Consider the following 18,964-nt stretch of genomic DNA (forward strand, 5'->3'; position numbering starts at 1 on the left):
CTCGCGGGTCAGCCGTAGACGATGCGGCGCAGCTGGCGCAGCGAGAGCTCCGGCGGCGCCACGGCCCGGTGGGGCAGTTCCGCCGAGATCCGTTCGAAGATCTCGGTGTTCACGGCCCCGCCGGACTGCAGTTCGCGGTGTCGGCGGCGGACGAACTCCTCGGTCGTCTCGTCGAAGTACGCCAGCACGTCGAGGATCACCCGGGCGGCCTCACCGCGCTGGAGCGCGGTGCTGCGGACCAGGTGGTCGATGAGGTCGTCGTGCGACGGGCGGCGTTCGAGCACCCATGAATACTGAGGTGTGGCGACGGCATCCGCAAGAATCCTGCCCGATATCGGGCAGGACCTTCATGATCCACCCCTTCTTCGGGGCCCTTGGTCCAGACCTTGACGGTGGGGGGCGCCGACGGTACGCAAGGGGGCGGTGCGGATATAGAACTCGACAGACGCGTCCGACGACCGATCCAACGCCCGAAGGGGACCAGCCTTGACACAGCGCCGAAGGATTCCGCGCCTGATCGGATCCCTGCTCCTGGTCGCCGCCGCCGGCGTCGGCTGCGGGGAGGCCGCCGCCGACGCCAGGGCGGACGGAAAGAACGCCGCGGCCGCCGAGCCCGAGGTCCGCCCACTCGGCCGGATCGTGCCCGTACCCGCCTCCGTCGCCCCCGAGGGCGAGCCCTTCGCCCTCTCCCGGACCACCCGCATCGGCGCCGACGGCACCCACCGCGAGACCCGCGACCTCGCCCGCTACCTCGCCGGGCTGCTCCGCCCCGCCACCGGCTTCCCGCTGCCCGTCGTCGACGACCAGGCCGCCCGCGGAGGCATCCGGCTCCGCCTCAGCCCGGGCGACACCGAGCTCGGCGACGAGGGCTACCGGCTCCACTCCGCCCCCGACGGCGTCACCCTCACCGCCCGCGCACCCGCCGGGCTCTTCCGCGGCGTCCAGACCCTGCGCCAGCAGCTGCCCTCCGCCGTCGAGCGCAAGAGCGTCCAGAACGGGCCCTGGAAGATCGCCGGCGGCACGATCACCGACACCCCGCGCTACGCCTACCGGGGCGCCATGCTCGACGTCTCCCGGCACTTCTTCACCGTCGACGAGGTGAAGCGGTACATCGACCAGCTCGCGCTCTACAAGGTCAACACCCTCCACCTGCACCTCTCCGACGACCAGGGCTGGCGCATCGCCGTCGACTCCTGGCCCCGCCTCACCACTCACGGCGGCTCCACCGAGGTCGGCGGCGGCCCGGGCGGCTTCTACACCAAGGCGCAGTACCGGGAGATCGTCGAGTACGCGGCCTCCCGCTACCAGGAGGTGATCCCCGAGATCGACCTCCCCGGCCACACCAACGCCGCCCTCGCCTCCTACGCCGAGCTCAACTGCGACGGCGTCGCCCCGGAGCTCTACACCGGCATCAAGGTCGGCTTCAGCTCCCTGTGCGTGCCCAAGCCCGTCACGTACGACTTCGTCGACGACGTGATCCGAGAGATCGCCGCCCTCACCCCCGGCCGGTACATCCACATCGGCGGCGACGAGGCGCACTCCACCAGCCACGCGGACTACGTGACCTTCATGGACAAGGTGCAGCCGGTCGTGGCCAAGTACGGCAAGAAGGTCGTCGGCTGGCACCAGCTGACCGGCACCACCCCGGCGGAGGGCGCCCTCGTCCAGTACTGGGGCCTCGACCGCACCCCCGCCGCGGAGAAGGAGCGGGTGGCGGCCGCCGCGCGGAACGGCGCCGGCCTGATCCTCTCCCCGGCCGACCGCTCCTACCTCGACATGAAGTACACCAAGGACACCAAGCTCGGCCTCGCCTGGGCGGGCTACGTGGAGGTCCGCAGGTCCTACGACTGGAACCCGGCCGGCTACCTCGCGGGCGCCCCCGCAGACTCCGTCCGGGGCATCGAGGCCCCGCTGTGGACGGAGACCCTGGCCACCACGGACGACCTGGACGTCATGGCCTTCCCGCGCCTCCCGGGCCTGGCGGAACTGGGCTGGTCGCCGGCGGCCACCCACGACTGGGACACCTACAAGGTCCGCCTGGCGGAACAGGCCCCCCGGTTCGACGCCCTCGGCATCGACTACTACCGCTCGCCCGAGGTGCCCTGGCCGGCGGAGTAGCCCCGCGCACAGAGAACGCCCGGCCGGGGATTCCCGGCCGGGCGTTCGACGCGTGGGTGCGGTGGCCGTGCGCTGTCGGGCCCTTCCGTTACCGCGTGCCCCAGTCGTGGGAAGGGTCCGCTTTCTTGGAGACGGCGAGGGCTGGTCGCGAGGCCCAGGGAAGTCGTCAGTCTGTCTCGACCGGCATGTCGAGGCCGTTGTACATCTGGCCGCTCACGGAGTCCACTCGCCACAGGTCCGTCGTGGTCGCCTGCGGGTCGGGCTGTTGTCCGCTCCCGCTCATGGAGACGCTGACCAGCCACTCGGCTCGCCAAGTGCCTTCTCGTTCCGTGGCTTTGAGAGTGAAAGCCTCGGCCAGCAGGTTGTCCGGGACCTGCTGGCCGCGTGCTCGAAACTCGTCCGCCATAGCTTCGTGTACGGCTGACTGGGCTTCCTCTGCGCGCACCCTCGGCTTCTCGAGCTCCAGTTCCTTGGGTCCGAGGGTCACGTCGACCTGGGAGACGCGCCCTGCCTTGCTTACCTGAACATCAAGCATTCTGGGCATCAGCACCTCCCCCTGGCGCCATCTCCAGCTGGTGATCCAGCCGAACTCGGCTTTCTCGCCCACGGGGTACGTCTTGTGAGCCACAGCATCCTTGGCCCAGGGGTAGCGCTGGCTCATGTACAACGTGGCGATCCGGTATGCGTCCTGCTCGCTCTTCGGCGCCACAGTGCCCTGAACGGGATATCCCATCGCCGTTGGCTGGCTGCTGTCTTCCAGCAGCACGTTGAGGTGCTTCCTGTCCGGCCACGAGAGCGTGCCGTTGCCGGATGCCGCCGGGTGGTTCTTGTCCCGGCTGGTCAGGGCGAATACCACGTTCGTGCATCCGGCCCCCGCACATGGCTGGTCGTAGACGTGCCCGATTTCGTAGCGGTCGCCGAACGCTTCGTTCACGGCTTTCTCCGCGGCCTCTCGCTGCTGCGAGTCCGCAGCGGAGAGGCCGGTACTGTCTGCGTGAGTGAGGCTCAATGAGGGAAGGGCTACGCCTGAGACCAGAACCAGGATCGCGACGGCGGTGAACAGCGAGGGCTTGACACCACGCTGCCAGCCGAGAGGCCGGCGCCGCACGGCAAGGGCTGTGACGGCGGCCGAGAAGCCCACCAAGCCGCCGACAACGTTCATCTCGGCGTCCGAGCTGTCACACACACGGCCGAGGCCGTTCACCGTGGCCTGCGTGAACTCGATGGCCAGCGGCAGCGTGACCAGTCCGACGAGTACAGGAAGTTGCCGTCGAACAGCCAAGGTGGCGAAGAAACCGAGGGGCACCGTCAGGGCGAGGTTCCACAACCCCTGGGTCGTCTGAAAAGGCTGAGTCAAGTCATGGTTGACCACGCACTGCCCCGTGGCCGCACCGGCGTCCATGAAGGTGACGCCGATGACACCGGCAAGTGCGCTGGTCGCCCCGGCCCACCAGAACCCGTACGGCTTGCCCAGCCGACGGACGAGGAGCCAGGTTGCGGCCCCCACGGCCAGAGCGGCCAGCACCCAGGCAGTCAGGTATCCGAGGTGATTCTGAAAGATCGCGGTAAACACGGGAGTTCCTTGCCGAGATCAGGGCATGAGAGATGAAGGGCCCCGCTCGAGCGGGGCCCTTGCTGTTACTGGTGTTGGATTCAGCAGTGCGCGGCAGGCGTCTGGTAGGAGCTACCTCCGGACTGCTGGAGGATGCCGACGCTGTTGTAGCACCAGTAGTCCTTGTGATTCCTGGTCCAGGACTTCGTCACGGTCTGGCCCGAGCTGATGTTGAAATAGGAGGAGTAGACCGTGCTGCCGGCCTGGTTGTAGCCCAGGCGTACCGACACGGTGGATCCACCGGACTTGTAGTAGGACGTCGAGAGAGTGACGGTGGGAAACGTGTCGCGCTGGCCGTGGGAAACGACCCCGTTCGACAGCTTCGTGCATCGCAGGTTGGGGAAGCCTCCCTCGGTGTAGCCCGACGAGCTGCAGTAGATCGCAGCCGAGGCGGTCGGTGCGCTGACGAGAATGGAGCTGGCTGCCAGGGCTGCGGCGATAACGGCGGCGCGCTTCTTGGATCGCACTTCAAGTTCCTCTTTCTCAGGCATGCCGAGCACCTCCGGGAATGCGCAGGAGGCCGGATCCGGTCAGGGTCCGCTCGACAGGTCCCCCTGTGAGGGCCCACGAGATATCGAACACTTGCTCGTGAGGGTGAAGGGTTGCTGGCCGCTCGCGTGGCTCAAAAGTACTGGTCAGGGCTGCACTCTCGTCCCAAAAGTGATCATCGACCTGACGGACTAAGGGCCGGGCTCGTGGTCGCGGGCCGTCGGGGAGCGAAGGCGCTCCGGTCCCCTCAGGTGCCTGCGGTTCCTCCGCTGCGGTCCGGTGATCAGGAAAGACACGAGCCCCGCCGGAGGACCGTACTCCGGCGGGGCTCGCATCGGTCAGGGGGTCACGCGAAGCGGGCGATCGGGTTCACCAGGTCGCCGACGAGCTGGAGGGCCGCCGACGGGTCCGAGAGGTCGACCATCTGCTTGTTGTTGCGGAGCTGGAGGCGGTTCAGGGCCGACAGCGCGAAGGTCTCCGCGAACATGTCGTACTGGGCGAACCGGTCCGCCAGCTCCGGCTTCGACCGCTCGTAGCCGCGGACGCACTCCGCGACCGTCCGCCAGAAGTCGTCCTCGCCGAGGACGCCCTCCGCGGCGAGCGTCGACGCCAGGAAGCGGAAGAAGCAGTCGAAGACGTCCGTGAAGACCGAGAGGAGCTTCATGTCCTCCGGGATGTCCGCACGGACCCGCTCCACCGCCGGCGGCAGGACCGCCGCCGGGTCCATGACGACGATCTCCTCGGCGATGTCCTTGAAGATCGCCCGCGCCACCCCTCCGCGCTCGTCGAGGACCAGGATCACGTTCTCGCCGTGCGGCATGAACGCCAGGTCGTACGCGTAGAAGCTGTGCAGGACCGGGAGCAGGTAGGCGTCCAGGTACCCACGGAGCCACGCGGTCGGCTCCTGGCCCGACTCCTTGATCAGCGCGCCCGCGAACGACGCGCCCGCGCGGTCCACGTGCAGGAGGGACGCCATCGTCGCCAGGCGCTCGCCCTCGGCGAGGGTCGGCACGGGGGACTCGCGCCAGAGCGCCGCCAGCATCTTGCGGTACGGCGAGTAGCGGTCGGTCGCCGCCTCGTACTCCAGATGCCGGTAGCCCACGGCCGCCCGCTCCCGGATGATCGAGAAGCGTGCCGAGCGGAACGTCTCGTCCGACTCGATCAGGGTGTGCAGCCAGTCGTTGATGGCCGGCGTGGCCTCCATGTACGCGGCCGACAGACCCCGCATGAAGCCCATGTTGAGGACCGAGAGCGCCGTCTTCACATAGTGCTTGGCCGGGTCCGAGGTGTTGAAGAAGGTACGGATCGACTGCTGCGCCAGATAGGTGTCGTCGCCCTCGCCCAGGTACACCAGGCGCTGCTGCGCGACCTCGGCGGCGAACGTGACGGACAGCTTGTTCCACCACTGCCACGGGTGGGCCGGCATCAGGAGGTAGTCGGCCAGGTCGAGGCCGCGCGCCGCCAGGGTCGCCGCGAAGGCGTCCACCGTCGCGTCGCCGAGCTCCTCGCGGACGAAGCCCTCGTAGTCGATGCCCGCGCCGGCCGTGAAGGTGGTCCGGTCACGCCGCGCCGCCAGCCAGATCAGCCGGATCTCGCTCGCCGCCTCGGGGGCGTACGCGCGGAACTCGTCGACGCCGAAGCCGAGCCGTCCGTTGTTGGCGACGAAGCAGGGGTGGCCCTCGGTCATCCCCGTCTCGATCGCCTGGAAGCCCGCGTGGGCCAGCTCGGCGGAGGTCACCGGCTCCTTGGTGGCCTTGAAGGCCGTTCCCGCCAGGGTGGAGGAGATCTCCTCCAGGTACACCGGCAGGACCTCGTCGCTCAGGCCGAGGGCGCCGCGCAGCTCGGTGACGAACTGGAGGGCGTCCAGCGGGAGCTGCTCGTCGCCGCGGTGGCGGCTGATCGACTCGGCGTAGACCTGCCAGTGGTCGAGGGCGAACCGGTCCGCGGTGAAGCGGTACTCGGTGGCGCCGTCGTCCGACAGGACCACGTACCGGCTGTCGCCGAGCTCCCGCGGGTCGAGCAGCCGCTCGTGGGCGAACTCGGCGAGGCCCTTGCGGATCAGCGCGCGGTTGGCCTCGGCCCAGAGCTCGGGCGTGAGGTGCGCGACGGGGTTCGACAGGTCGGCGGTGCTCATACGGCGGCTCCCACGGCGGCCTCGAACTGCTCCCGGGTGCAGAAGCTCAGCAGGGCCTTCTTCTCGGGCTTCTGGATCTCCCGCTCGGGCACGAAGCCGACGGTCGCGTTGAGGGCGTGGACGGCCTTGTTGTCCACGTCCGGTTCGACGACGACCCGCGCGGTGGCCGGATCGGCGAACAGCTCCGTCATCACGGCGGTGATCACGGTCCGGGTGAAGCCGTGCACGGGGGTGTCCGTGGGCGCGACGAGGAAGTGCATGCCGACGTCGCCGGGGAGCGGGTCGTACAGCCCGACCAGCTCCAGCTTCGAGGGGTCGTACCGCTCCATCAGGAAGGAGGGCTCGCCGTCGACCAGGCCGATGGAGACGTGGTGGTGCGGGTGGGCGCTGAACGCCGCGTACTCGCGCTCGACGTCCTGGAGCGTGGCGTCCTGCATCATCCAGAAGGCGGCCTTGGGGTGGGTGACCCAGGGATGGATCAGCTCCGCGTCCTTCAGCGGGTCGTACGGGCGTATCGATACGGTCATGCCGCGAACTCCTGGAAAGCGATGGTCTTCTCGACGGGGTAGTACTCGTAGCCCAGCATCGCCCCGATGATGTACGCGTTGCGGTACGCCCCCATGCCGAGGTCGGGCGAGGTGATCGAGTGGGTGTGCACGGAGGAGTTCTGCACGAACACCCCGCGGCCCGTCGTGTCGATCGCGTAGTTGCGGGCCACGTCGAAGCGGCCCTGGCCGTCCCAGACGAGGCGGTCGCGGACCGGCTCCAGGAAGGCGGGGACGCTGTACCGGTACCCGGTGGCGAGGATCAGTCCCTCGGTCTCCAGGGCGAAGTCCTTCTCCTGCTCCTCCTGGCGGAAGCCGAGGGTGTACGTGCCGCTGCCGTCGTCGTACGCGGCGGAGTGCAGCGCCGAGTTGGTGAGGAGCCGGGTGGGGACCGGGCCGTTCAGGTTCTTCTGGTAGAGCAGGTCGAAGATGGCGTCGATCAGCTCGCCGTCGATGCCCTTGAAGAGGCCCTTCTGCTGGGTCTCCAGGCGGTAGCGGGTCTGCTCGGGCAGCGCGTGGAAGTAGTCCACGTACTCCGGGGAGGTCATCTCCAGGGTGAGCTTGGTGTACTCCAGCGGGAAGAAGCGCGGGGAGCGCGTCACCCAGTTCAGCCGGTACCCGTGGACGTCGATCTCGCTCAGGAGGTCGTAGTAGATCTCGGCGGCGCTCTGGCCGCTGCCGACCAGGGTGATCGACTTCTTCTTCTGGAGCTCCTCCTTGTTCGGGAGGTAGCGCGAGTTGTGGATGAGGTCGCCGCCGAGGTCCCGGCAGGTCTCGGGGACGTACGGCGGGGTGCCGGTGCCCAGGACCAGGCGGCGGGAGCGGAAGGTCTCCCCGGCCTCGGTGGTCACCGCGTACACCTCGGCCGCCTCGTCGAACACCACGGTCGCGACGGTCGTCGAGAAGCGGATCGAGGAGAGGCGCGCGGCGGCCCAGCGGCAGTAGTCGTTGTACTCGGTGCGCAGCGGGTAGAAGTTCTCGCGGATGTAGAACGAGTACAGCCGGCCCTTGTCCTTGAGGTAGTTCAGGAACGAGTACGGCGAGGTCGGGTCGGCCATCGTGACCAGGTCCGACATGAACGGGGTCTGGAGGTGCGCGCCCTCCAGGAACATCCCGGAGTGCCACTCGAAGTCGGGCTTCGACTCCAGGAAGAGGCCGTTCAGCTCGTCGATCGGCTCGGTCAGGCAGGCGAGTCCGAGGTTGAACGGACCGAGTCCGATGCCGATGAAGTCGTGGATCTCGGTCGTCTCAGGCGTGGACAAGGGTCTCTCCCAGGTACTGCTCGGCGTGGCCGGCGATCAGATCGAGGACGGCGGCGATGTCGGCCGCGGTGGTCTCGGGGTTGAGCAGGGTGAACTTGAGGTACTGGCGGCCGTCGACCTTGGTGCCCGCGACGACGGCCTCGCCGGAGGCGAACAGGGCCTTGCGGGCGTGCAGGTTGGCGCGGTCGATCTCCTCGGGGGAGGCGGCGGCGGCCGGGATGAAGCGGTAGACGAGGGTGGAGAGCTGCGGCTCGACGACGACGTCGTAGCGCGGGTCGGCGGCGAGCAGGGCGAAGCCCTCGGCGGCCAGGTCGCAGACCTCGTCGAAGAGCGTGCCGACGCCGTCCGCGCCCATCACGCGCAGGGTCATCCAGAGCTTGAGCGCGTCGAAGCGGCGGGTGGTCTGGAGGGACTTGTCGACCTGGTTCGGTATCCGCTCGGCGGCCGGGAGGGCCGGGTTCAGGTAGTCGGCGTGGTAGGTCGCGTGCCGCAGGGTCGCCCCGTCGCGGACCAGGATCGCGGAGGAGCTCACCGGCTGGAAGAACGACTTGTGGAAGTCGACGGTGACCGAGTCGGCCCGCTCGATGCCGTCCAGGAGCCGGCGGCGGGTCGGGGAGGCGAGCAGGCCGCAGCCGTAGGCGGCGTCCACGTGCATCCAGGCGCCGTACTCCTCGGCCAGGGCGGCGATCTCGGGCAGCGGGTCGATGGAGCCGAAGTCGGTGGTGCCGGCGGTCGCCACGATCGCCATCGGGACGAGGCCCTCGGCGCGGCAGGCCTCCAGCTCGGCGGCGAGGACGACGGACTGCATGCGCCTGTCCCGGTCGACCGGGATGGAGACGACGGCGTCCATGCCGAGGCCGAGGAGCTTGGCCGACTTCTGGACGCTGAAGTGGCTGCACTCGGACGAGAAGATCCGCAGCCTCGACAGGTCGGTGCTCTTCGCCTCCTCGCGGGCGAGGAGCAGCGCCTGGAGGTTGGACTGCGAACCGCCGCTGGTGAACACGCCGTCGGCGCCCGGGCCGAAGCCGATGCGGCCGTTGGTCCAGTCGACGAGCTTGCGCTCGATGAGGGTGCCGCCGGCGCTCTGGTCCCAGGTGTCCAGCGAGGAGTTGACCGCCGAGAGGACGGCCTCGCCGAGGACGGCCGGGATGACCACCGGGCAGTTGAGGTGGCCCAGGTAGCGGGGGTGGTGGAAGTAGACGGCGTCGCGGAGGTAGAGGTTCTCCAGCTCGTCCAGCGCGGCGGAGGAGTCGCCCAGCGGCCGGTCGAGGTCGACGGCGTCGACGGCGGGTGCGAGCTCGGCCGGGGTCACTCCGGTGAACGGGCCCCGCGTCGCGGCGAGTTTCCCCGCCACCCGCTCGACTCCTTCGGTGACGGAGCGCCGGTAGCTCTCCGCCGTGGCGTCGTTGAGCAGGTGAGAGCGCATGTGGGGGGCCTCCAGGCACGGGGCTGGGTCGCGCCCTCCGGACAGGGGAAAGGGGCGAGGGGCGACACGGTGAAACAAGGTTAGCCTAACCTAACTTTCCACCGCAACGGCCCCTCGCCCCTCATGGGTCACAGGAGTTGACGTACGTCACGCCCGGAGTGTCCGGAACGTCGGTAAAGCGAACGGCTACACGTCTTCCTGGGTCTCGTCCGGAACCTCGCGCAGCGCGTCCTCGGAGAGCCCCTTGCGCCAGTAGCCGACGAACGTCACCCGGCGCCGGTCGAGTTCGCGGTCCCGCACGAAGTGGCGACGCAGCGCCTTCACCGCGCCCGACTCGCCCGCGATCCACACGTACGGCGCCGCCCCGGGCAGTTCGACCCCGCGCACCGCGTCCACGGCGGACGGCGCGCCCTCCTCGCGCACGAGCCAGGTGACGGCGGCGTCGGCCCGGGTGGCGAGTTCGGCGCGGTCGCCGGAGTGGGGCACCTCCAGGAACACCTGCGCGCGGGTCCCGGCCGGCAGCCACTCCAGGATCGCCGAGGCGGCCGGAAGGGCCGTCTCGTCCGCCCAGAGGAGGACGGAGTCGGCGTCCTCGGGCAGTCGGAAGCGGACGGCGGTGTTCTCGGCGACCGCCGGGCCCAGGACGACCACCCGGTCTCCGGGGGCGGCCCGCCCGGCCCAGCGGCAGGCGGGGCCGCCGTCCTCGTGGAGCGCGAAGTCGATGTCGACGGCGTTCTCGCCGTGCTCCTGTTCGGTGCGCTGCTCGCGGACGGTGTACGAGCGCATCACGGCCCGCACGTCGTCGGGCATCGCGCGCCAGGCGCCGAGGATCGCGTACATGTCCCCGCCGTCCAGCGGCGGCAGGACCGGGGCGTCCTGGCCGGGGTGCGGCAGGAAGAGGGAGAGCGACTGGTCGCGGCCGCCGGCGGCGAAGCCCTTCAGCTCGTCGCCGGTGAAGGTGACGCGGACCAGGGAGGGGCCGAGCCGCCGGGTCCGGTCCACCCGCAGGCGGAAGAACTGGAAGGGGGCGGTCTCAGGCGTCGTCATGAGAACATAGGTTAGCCTAACCTCATAAGCGCCGGTAAGGGGGGAGGGCCCGCCACCCCCTCGGGGCGGCGGACCCTCCGTCCACGCCCGGCCGCCCTCGTACGGCCGGCCGGTGCCGATCAGCCCTGGAGGCCCAACTCCCGGGCGATCAGCATGCGCTGGACCTCGCTCGTGCCCTCGCCGATCTCCAGGATCTTCGAGTCGCGCCACATCCGGGCCACCGGGTACTCGTTCATGAAGCCGTAGCCGCCGTGGATCTGGGTCGCCTCGCGGGCGTTGTCGACGGCGACCGTCGAGGAGTACAGCTTCGCGATCGCCGCCTCCTTCTTGAACGTCTGGCCGTGGACCAGCCGCGAGGCCGCGTCCCGCCAGCCGATCCGGGCCATGTGCGCCCGCATCTCCATGTCGGCGATCTTGAACTGGATGGCCTGGTTGTCACCGATCGGGCGGCCGAAGGCGTGACGTTCCTTCGCGTACTTCACCGACTCGTCGACACAGCCCTGCGCCAGACCCGTCGCCAGCGCCGCGATCGCGACCCGGCCCTCGTCCAGGATCCGCAGGAACTGCGCGTACCCGCGGCCCTCCTCGCCCAGCAGGTTCTCCACCGGGACGCGCACGTCGTCGAAGGACAGCTCCCGGGTGTCCGAGGCGTTCCAGCCGACCTTCGAGTAGGGCGCGGCCACGGTGAAGCCGGGGGTGCCGGACGGGACGATGATCGAGGAGATCAGCGGACGGCCGTCGGGCTTGCGGCCGGTGACCGCCGTCACCGTCACCAGACCCGTGATGTCCGTACCGGAGTTGGTGATGAAGCACTTCGACCCGTTGATCACCCAGTGGTCGCCGTCCCGCACGGCCGTGGTCCGGGTGCCGCCCGCGTCCGAGCCGGCGCCCGGCTCGGTGAGGCCGAAGGCGCCCAGCAGCTCGCCCGCGCAGAGCCGCGGCAGCCACTCCCGCTTCTGCTCGTCCGTACCGAAGAGGTACACCGGCATCGCGCCGAGCGAGACGCCCGCCTCCAGGGTGATGGCCACGGAGGAGTCGACCCGGGCCAGCTCCTCCAGGGCGATGCCGAGCGCCAGGTAGTCGCCGCCCATGCCGCCGTACTCCTCGGGGAACGGCAGCCCGAACAGGCCCATGCGGCCCATCTCGCGGACGATCTCGTACGGGAACTCGTGCCGCTCGTAGTAGTCGCCGATCTTCGGCGCCACGACGTCGTGCGCGAACGCCTCGACGGTACGGCGGAGTTCCTCGTGCTCTGCGGAGAGCCGGTGGTCGAGGGACATGTCTTTCGTCACTCCTTGTGGGAGAGGGCGCGGACGGTACGGGAGGGGCTGGGGCGGCCCAGCTGTTCGGCCATCCACACGCTCGTGGCGGTGAGGGCGGCCAGATCGACCCCGGTCTCGATGCCGAGGCCGTCGAGCATCCACACGAGGTCCTCGGTGGCGAGATTTCCGGTCGCGCTCTTCGCGTACGGGCAGCCGCCCAGGCCGCCGGCGGAGGCGTCGACGGTGGTCACTCCGTGGCGGAGGGCGGCCAGGGTGTTCGACAGGGCCTGGCCGTAGGTGTCGTGGAAGTGCACGGCGAGGCGGGAGACCGGGACACCGGCCTCGGACAGCGCGGTCAGCAGCGCCTGGACGTGCCCCGGGGTGGCCACGCCGATGGTGTCCCCGAGGCTCAGCTCGTCGCAGCCCATCTCGGCGAGGGCCTTGGTGACGCGGACCACCTGCTCGATCGGGACGGCGCCCTCCCAGGGGTCGCCGAAGCACATCGAGAGATAGCCGCGGACCTTGAGGCCGGACTCTATGGCCCGGGTGACCGTCGGCGCGAACATCGCGAGCGCCTCGTCCACCGTCCGGTTCAGGTTGGCCTTGGCGAAGGACTCGGTCGCCGAGGCGAACACCGCCACCTCGCGGGCCCCGAGGGCCAGGGCGCGGTCGAGGCCGCGCTCGTTCGGCACGAGCACCGGGAGCCGGACGGGCAGATCGCGGACCAGCGGGAACAGATCCTCGGCGTCGGCCAGCTGGGGCACCCACGTGGGGTGCACGAAGCTGGTCGCCTCGATCGTGCCGAGTCCGGCGGCGGCGAGCCGCCGGACGAACTCGGCCTTCACCCCGGTCGGGACGGCCGTCTTCTCGTTCTGCAGCCCGTCCCGGGCCCCCACCTCGTGGATCCGCACCCGGGCGGGCAGCGACGGGTCCACCACGGTCATCGGCAGACTCACGCGTCCTCCTCCTCGCGGGGCGTCACCACGGCCAGCACCTGGTCCATGGCGACGGTCGAACCGGGCGTGACGTCCAGCTCGGTGACGGTGCCGGCGTGCGGGGCGGAGATGACGTGCTCCATCTTCATCGCCTCCACGACCAGCAGGCTCTGCCCGGCCTCGACCTCGTCGCCGACGGCCACCTTGACCACGGTCACGGTCCCGGGCATCGGGGCGGCGAGCGTGTCGGCGCCCCCGAGCCGGGCGCCGGAGAGCGCTGCGGCCACCGGGTCGTGGTCCATGACGTGCCAGGAGTCGCCGTCCCGCCCGAGCCAGTCACCCGTCCGGTGGAAGCGGTGGACGACGCCGTCCACCGTGACCGCCACCGAGGTGGCGGTCACGCGGGCGCCGGCCGGCGCCTCGGCCGGGACGGGCTCGTGGCCCGCCACCCGCACGGGGAAGGGGAGCGGGGCCGGGCTGCCGCCCAGACGCCAGCCGCTCGGCACCGAGAACGGGTCGGTCCAGCCGTCCCACGCCGCCGGGGCCAGCTCGGCGAGGCGCACGGCGGCCGCCGCCGCGTACACCTCCGCCGGGACGCCCGCCGGGACCAGGCTCTCCGCGTCCCGCTCCACCAGCCCCGTGTCCAGGGCGCCCGAGACCACGTCCGGGTGCGCGAGCAGACGACGCAGGAAGCCCGCGTTGGTCGGGACGCCCAGGGTCACCGTGTCCGCCAGGGCCGCGCGCAGCCGGCGCAGGGCCGTCGCACGGTCCTCGGCGTGGACGATCACCTTCGAGAGCATCGGGTCGTACAGGGACGAGACCTCCGTTCCCTCCGAGAGGCCCGAGTCCGTGCGGACCCCGTCGCCCGAGGGCTCGTTCAGGGCCAGGACCGTACCGCCCGAGGGCAGGAAGCCCCGGGACGGGTCCTCGGCGCAGATCCGCGCCTCGATCGCCCAGCCGGTGAGGGTGACGTCCTCCTGCGCGAAGGGGAGCGGCTCGCCCGCCGCCACCCTCAGCTGCCACTCCACCAGGTCCACGCCGGTGATCAGCTCGGTGACCGGGTGCTCGACCTGGAGGCGGGTGTTCATCTCCATGAAGTAGTACGAGGACGGGTCGCCGCCCGGGACGATGAACTCGACCGTGCCCGCCCCCACGTACCCGCAGGACCGCGCCGCCTCGACCGCCGCCGCGCCCATCGACGCCCGGATCTCCGGGGTGAGCAGGACGCTCGGCGCCTCCTCGATGATCTTCTGGTGCCGGCGCTGGAGCGAGCACTCGCGCTCGCCCAGGTGGACCACGTTCCCGTGGGCGTCCGCCAGGACCTGGATCTCGATGTGCCGGGGCCGGTCGATCCACCGCTCCACCAGGAGGGTGTCGTCCCCGAAGGACGCGCGGGCCTCGCGGCGCGCGGAGGCGATCTCCTCCGTCAGCACCGACAGGTCGCGGACCAGCCGCATCCCCTTGCCGCCGCCGCCCGCGCTCGGCTTGAGGAGCACCGGCGCGCCCAGCTCGCGCGCCGCGGCCTCCAGTTCGGGGTCGGCCGCGCCGGGGACGACGGGGACGCCCGCCGCCTTCACCGTCTCCTTCGCCGTGATCTTGTCGCCCATCAGGGAGATGGCCGCGGCGGGCGGGCCGATGAAGACGAGCCCCGCGTCCGCGCAGGCCTGCGCGAACCCGGCGTTCTCCGCGAGGAATCCGTACCCGGGGTGCACCGCCTGCGCGCCCGTCCTGCGGGCCGCGTCGACGAGCGCCTCCGCCGACAGGTACGACTCCGAGGCCGGCGGCGGGCCGATCCGCACCGCCGTGTCCGCCTCCCGCACGTGCCGGGCGTCGGCGTCCGCGTCGCTGTACACCGCGACCGAACGCACACCGAGCGCCCGCAGGGTGCGGATGACCCGCACCGCGATCTCGCCGCGGTTCGCGACGAGCACTGTGTCGAACATGGACGTCCTCACACCCTCACATCCGGAAGACGCCGAACTGGGGGTCTCCCAGGGGCGCGTTGGCACAGGCGGTCAGGGCGAGTCCGAGGACCTGCCGGGTCTCCAGCGGGTCGATGACCCCGTCGTCCCAGAGCCGGGCGCTCGCGTAGTAGGCGCTGCCCTGGGTCTCGTACTGCTCGCGGATCGGGGCCTTGAAGGCCTCCTCGTCCTCCGCGCTCCACCCGTCGCCGAGCTGGTCGCGCTTGACGGTCGCGAGGACGGAGGCGGCCTGCTCGCCGCCCATGACCGAGATCTTGGCGTTCGGCCACATCCACAGGAAGCGCGGCGAGTACGCCCGGCCGCACATCGAGTAGTTGCCCGCGCCGTACGAACCGCCGACGACGACCGTGAGCTTGGGGACTCGGGTGGTGGCCACGGCCGTGACCATCTTCGCGCCGTGCTTGGCGATGCCGCCGTGCTCGTACGCCTTGCCGACCATGAAGCCCGTGATGTTCTGCAGGAAGACCAGCGGGATGCCGCGCTGGTCGCACAGCTCGATGAAGTGGGCGCCCTTCTGGGCGGACTCGGCGAACAGGATGCCGTTGTTGGCGACGATGCCGACCGGGTGCCCGTGGATCCGGGCGAAGCCGGTGATCAGCGTCTGCCCGTACTCGGACTTGAACTCCTGGAAGCGGGAGCCGTCCACGACCCGGGCGATGACCTCGCGCACGTCGTACGGGGTACGGGAGTCCACCGGCACCGCGCCGTACAGCCCGGCCGGGTCCACCTTCGGCTCCTCGACCGGCTCGACCGACCACGGCAGCGGGCCGCGCCCGGGCAGCGTCGCGACGATGTTCCGCACGATCCGGAGGGCGTGGGCGTCGTCCTCGGCGAGGTGGTCGGTGACGCCGGAGATCCGCGAGTGGACCTCGCCGCCGCCTAGCTCCTCCGCCGTCACGACCTCACCGGTCGCCGCCTTCACCAGCGGCGGACCGCCGAGGAAGATCGTGCCCTGGTTCCGCACGATCACCGCCTCGTCGCTCATCGCCGGCACGTACGCGCCGCCGGCCGTGCACGAGCCGAGGACGGCCGCGATCTGCGGGATGCCCGCGCCGGACATCCGGGCCTGGTTGTAGAAGATCCGGCCGAAGTGCTCCCGGTCGGGGAAGACCTCGTCCTGCATCGGCAGGAACGCGCCGCCCGAGTCGACCAGGTAGAGGCAGGGGAGACGGTTCTCCAGCGCCACCTCCTGGGCCCGCAGGTGCTTCTTCACCGTCATCGGGTAGTACGTGCCGCCCTTGACCGTGGCGTCGTTGGCGACGATCACGCACTCGCGGCCCGAGACCCGGCCGATGCCCGCGATGACGCCGGCCGCCGGGGCGGCGTCGCCGTACATCCCGTTCGCCGCGAGCGGGGCCAGCTCCAGGAAGGGCGAACCGGGGTCGAGCAGGGTGTCCACCCGGTCCCTCGGCAGCAGCTTCCCGCGCGCGGTGTGCCGGGCCCGGGACCTCTCACCGCCGCCCAGCGCCGCCTCCGCGAGCTTGGCGCGCAGGACGGCCGCCAGCTCGTGGTGCGCCGCCTCGTTCGCCTGCCAGGCCGGCGAGGCGGGGTCCGCCGCACTCGCCAGCACAGGTGCCTGCTGCATCCCTCGAGCTCCCTTGCTCGGTTAATGAGCGTTAACGTATGGCGTTCAGGTTAACGACCGCTAACCGGGTTGTCTAGAATCGAATCCATGACCACCACCCCGACCCGGACCGCCACCGGCAGGACCGATGCCCCGACGCGGCGCGAGCAGATCCTCAAGGAGGCCGCCCGCCTCTTCGCCGAGCGCGGGTTCCACGGCGTGGGCGTGGACGAGATAGGAGCGGCCGTCGGCATCAGCGGCCCCGGCCTCTACCGCCACTTCCCCGGCAAGGACGCGATGCTCGCCGAGCTCCTCGTCGGCATCAGCGAGCGGCTCCTCGACGGCGGCCGGCTGCGGGTCGGCGAGACCACCGGCGACCCCGAGGCCCTGCTCGGCGCCCTCATCGACGGCCACATCGACTTCGCCCTCGACGACCGGCCGCTGATCACCCTCCACGACCGCGAGCTGGACCGGCTCAAGGACGAGGACCGCAAGCGGGTCCGGCAGCTCCAGCGCCAGTACGTCGAGCTCTGGGTGGCGGTGGTGCGCGAGCTGTACCCGGACGCGGGGGAGTCGGAGTCGCGGACGGCGGTCCACGCGGTGTTCGGCCTGCTCAACTCGACGCCGCACCTCGACGCCGTGGGCCGCCGGCCCATGGAGGACCTCCTCAGACGCCTCGCGCACGGGGCCTTCGGGGCGCTCGGAGGCTGAGCGGCGCCCCGGTTCCGCCGGGTCCACGGGGCGGAACGATTGCCCACGACGACGGGCCGTCGTCCAGAATGAACCCCATGCCGATACTCAGCCGCCCCGCCCTCGTCGAGCACCTCGTCCGCAGCCGGATCGCGGGAGACGTCGCCACCCCGCGCGACAACAACCTCTCCCACTACCGCAAGCTCGCCAACGGCGACCGGCACTACTGGCTCGGCCTGGAGCTCGGCGACCGCTGGACCGACGAGCAGGACGTGCTCGCCGTGATGGCCGAGCGCTGCGGCGTGATCGACGACCCGGCCCACCGGACCGGCCAGGACACCATCGACCCCGAGCTCACCGTCGACGGCCTGGAGCGGATGGCCGCCCGGCTGCGCAAGGCCGCCGACGGCCGGGAGCGGGTCCTCTTCGCCACCGGCCACCCCGGCGCGCTGATCGACGTGCACGGCAAGGTCGCCGCGGCCCTGCGGGCCCGGGGATGCGACATCGTGAAGATCCCCGGCGGGCTCGTCGCCGACGAGGGGTACGTCGTGCAGTTCGCCGACGTCGCCGTCTTCGAGCGCGGCGCGAGCCTCTGGCACACCCACTCGCCGGAGCCCATGAACGCGATCCTCGACGCGCTCGGCGAGGACGGCCGCCCCGACCTGGTCGTCGCGGACCACGGCTGGGCCGGGCGCGCGGGCCAGCGGGGCATCGACTCCGTCGGCTACGCCGACTGCAACGACCCCGCCCTCTTCATCGGCGAGGCGGAGGGCACGATGCAGGTCACGATCCCGCTGGACGACCACGTCCTCGACCCGCGCTTCTACGAGCCGATGACGGCGTACACGCTGAACGCGGCGGGGCTCCTCTGACGGCCGGGAACATCCGCCCCCGGTGACGGGAACGCCCCGCGCCGAGGTCAGGCCGTGCCCGGATCGGAAGGCCGTCCGGCGCGGCGCTGCGCCGTGCCCGGCGTCGGGTCCAGGTACACCCGGCGGATCGAGGGGAAGCGCTCCCGGAGCTGGGACTCGGCGTCCTCGCACGCCCACTCGACCTGCGCCGCCGACGCCACGTCGCGGAAGTCGACCTTCGCCGCGACCAGCACCTCGCCCGGCCCCTGGATGAGCGTCGTCAGGTCGAGGACGGACACGATGTGCGGGACCGAGAGCAGCTCCTCGCGGATCTCGGTCCGCACGTGCCGGGGGAGCGGCCGGCCGACGAGGAGTTCGGCGTTGGAGCGGCCCAGCACCCAGGCGACGTAGACCAGCAGCAGGCCGATGAGGATCGACGCGACGCCGTCCCAGACGCTGGAGCCGGTGATCTGCACGCCGAGGAGACCGCCGGCCGCCAGCATCAGGCCGGCCAGGGCGGCGGAGTCCTCCATGACCACCGCCTTCACCGTGGTGTCGGGGGTGACGCGGAGGTAGCGGGCGAAGGGGATCCGGGACCGCGCGGCCTCGGCCCGCATCTGCCGGACGCCGGTCCGCAGCGAGAAGCCCTCCAGGACGAAGGCGATGCCGAGCACGATGTAGGAGAGGAGCGGGTCGCCCACCTCCTCGCCGTGGGTGAGGGTGTGGACGCCGTCGTAGACCGAGAAGACCGCGCCGCCCACGAACGTGGCCACGGCCGCGAGCAGCGCCCAGACGTAGCGTTCGCCCGCGTAGCCCACCGGGTGGTCCTCGTCGGCCGGCTTGTCGCTCCGCTTCAGCGCGGTGAGCAGCATGACCTCGGTGACGGTGTCGGCGACCGAGTGGGCGGCCTCCGACAGCATCGCGCTGGACCCGCTGACGATGCCGGCGACGGCCTTGGCGGCGGCGATCCCCAGATTCGCCACCGCCGCCACGATCACCGTGAACGTGCTCTCGCCCTGTTCCGCCATGGACGGGACGTTATGTCCG

Annotated in this window: 16 protein-coding genes; 3 read left to right on the top strand and 13 right to left on the bottom strand. The window is 70.9% G+C overall.

Features of this window, described 5'->3' with window-relative positions; genetic code table 11:
* Positions 1-8 precede the first annotated feature (8 nt).
* Positions 9-284, bottom strand: coding sequence for a hypothetical protein (locus tag ACY0MR_RS23475; RefSeq protein ID WP_361852065.1), 276 nt, complete (start codon positions 282-284; stop codon positions 9-11).
* Positions 285-486: 202 nt separating this feature from the next.
* Between ACY0MR_RS23475 and ACY0MR_RS23480 the strand changes: the two genes are divergently transcribed.
* Positions 487-2,118 carry a beta-N-acetylhexosaminidase gene (locus tag ACY0MR_RS23480; protein ID WP_473555149.1) on the top strand — a complete coding sequence of 544 codons (1,632 nt, stop codon included), beginning with the start codon at positions 487-489 and terminating at the stop codon, positions 2,116-2,118.
* A gap of 166 nt (positions 2,119-2,284) precedes the next feature.
* Here the strand turns inward: ACY0MR_RS23480 and ACY0MR_RS23485 are convergent, their stop codons facing one another.
* The 11 genes from ACY0MR_RS23485 to ACY0MR_RS23535 form a co-directional block, all read right to left on the bottom strand.
* Positions 2,285-3,691 (bottom strand): VanZ family protein, encoded by a 1,407-nt coding sequence (locus ACY0MR_RS23485; protein ID WP_473555152.1) that lies wholly within the window; start codon positions 3,689-3,691, stop codon positions 2,285-2,287.
* Between the two features lie 80 nt (positions 3,692-3,771).
* Complete coding sequence (locus ACY0MR_RS23490; RefSeq protein ID WP_473555154.1) at positions 3,772-4,221, bottom strand: hypothetical protein; 450 nt, start codon at positions 4,219-4,221, stop codon at positions 3,772-3,774.
* 344 nt (positions 4,222-4,565) lie between these two features.
* Complete coding sequence (locus ACY0MR_RS23495; RefSeq protein WP_403313427.1) at positions 4,566-6,353, bottom strand: IucA/IucC family protein; 1,788 nt, start codon at positions 6,351-6,353, stop codon at positions 4,566-4,568.
* On the bottom strand, positions 6,350-6,880 hold the full coding sequence (locus ACY0MR_RS23500; protein ID WP_473555157.1) for a GNAT family N-acetyltransferase: 531 nt from the start codon (positions 6,878-6,880) through the stop codon (positions 6,350-6,352). The genes ACY0MR_RS23495 and ACY0MR_RS23500 overlap by 4 nt, the downstream gene beginning before the upstream one ends.
* Positions 6,877-8,160 carry a lysine N(6)-hydroxylase/L-ornithine N(5)-oxygenase family protein gene (locus ACY0MR_RS23505; RefSeq protein ID WP_361852053.1) on the bottom strand — a complete coding sequence of 428 codons (1,284 nt, stop codon included), beginning with the start codon at positions 8,158-8,160 and terminating at the stop codon, positions 6,877-6,879. Before ACY0MR_RS23505 ends, ACY0MR_RS23500 begins: the two co-directional genes overlap by 4 nt.
* Positions 8,147-9,586: a pyridoxal phosphate-dependent decarboxylase family protein gene (locus ACY0MR_RS23510; protein ID WP_473555159.1), complete on the bottom strand. Its 1,440-nt coding sequence runs from the start codon at positions 9,584-9,586 to the stop codon at positions 8,147-8,149. Before ACY0MR_RS23510 ends, ACY0MR_RS23505 begins: the two co-directional genes overlap by 14 nt.
* Positions 9,587-9,772: 186 nt before the next feature.
* Positions 9,773-10,633 (bottom strand): siderophore-interacting protein, encoded by an 861-nt coding sequence (locus ACY0MR_RS23515; RefSeq protein WP_388798507.1) that lies wholly within the window; start codon positions 10,631-10,633, stop codon positions 9,773-9,775.
* 119 nt (positions 10,634-10,752) lie between these two features.
* Complete coding sequence (locus tag ACY0MR_RS23520; RefSeq protein WP_388798510.1) at positions 10,753-11,913, bottom strand: acyl-CoA dehydrogenase family protein; 1,161 nt, start codon at positions 11,911-11,913, stop codon at positions 10,753-10,755.
* An 8-nt stretch (positions 11,914-11,921) separates the two neighbouring features.
* The gene (locus tag ACY0MR_RS23525) at positions 11,922-12,851 is read right to left on the bottom strand and encodes a hydroxymethylglutaryl-CoA lyase (protein WP_388798513.1); all 930 of its coding nucleotides are present in this window, start codon (positions 12,849-12,851) and stop codon (positions 11,922-11,924) included.
* Entirely contained in the window at positions 12,848-14,773 is a 1,926-nt protein-coding gene (locus ACY0MR_RS23530) for an ATP-binding protein (protein WP_473555162.1), read from the bottom strand. Before ACY0MR_RS23530 ends, ACY0MR_RS23525 begins: the two co-directional genes overlap by 4 nt.
* 16 nt (positions 14,774-14,789) lie before the next feature.
* Positions 14,790-16,397 (bottom strand): carboxyl transferase domain-containing protein, encoded by a 1,608-nt coding sequence (locus ACY0MR_RS23535; RefSeq protein WP_388798518.1) that lies wholly within the window; start codon positions 16,395-16,397, stop codon positions 14,790-14,792.
* 87 nt (positions 16,398-16,484) lie between these two features.
* On the opposite strand from ACY0MR_RS23535, the gene ACY0MR_RS23540 reads away from it, so the two are divergent.
* Positions 16,485-17,087 (top strand): SACE_7040 family transcriptional regulator, encoded by a 603-nt coding sequence (locus ACY0MR_RS23540; RefSeq protein ID WP_388798520.1) that lies wholly within the window; start codon positions 16,485-16,487, stop codon positions 17,085-17,087.
* A 77-nt stretch (positions 17,088-17,164) separates the two neighbouring features.
* Positions 17,165-17,938: a phosphatase gene (locus ACY0MR_RS23545; protein WP_392204288.1), complete on the top strand. Its 774-nt coding sequence runs from the start codon at positions 17,165-17,167 to the stop codon at positions 17,936-17,938.
* Positions 17,939-17,985: 47 nt separating this feature from the next.
* Here the strand turns inward: ACY0MR_RS23545 and ACY0MR_RS23550 are convergent, their stop codons facing one another.
* The gene (locus ACY0MR_RS23550; RefSeq protein ID WP_473555165.1) at positions 17,986-18,945 is read right to left on the bottom strand and encodes a cation diffusion facilitator family transporter; all 960 of its coding nucleotides are present in this window, start codon (positions 18,943-18,945) and stop codon (positions 17,986-17,988) included.
* Positions 18,946-18,964: the final 19 nt, after the last annotated feature.

The organism is Streptomyces sp. JN8, from assembly GCF_055808075.1.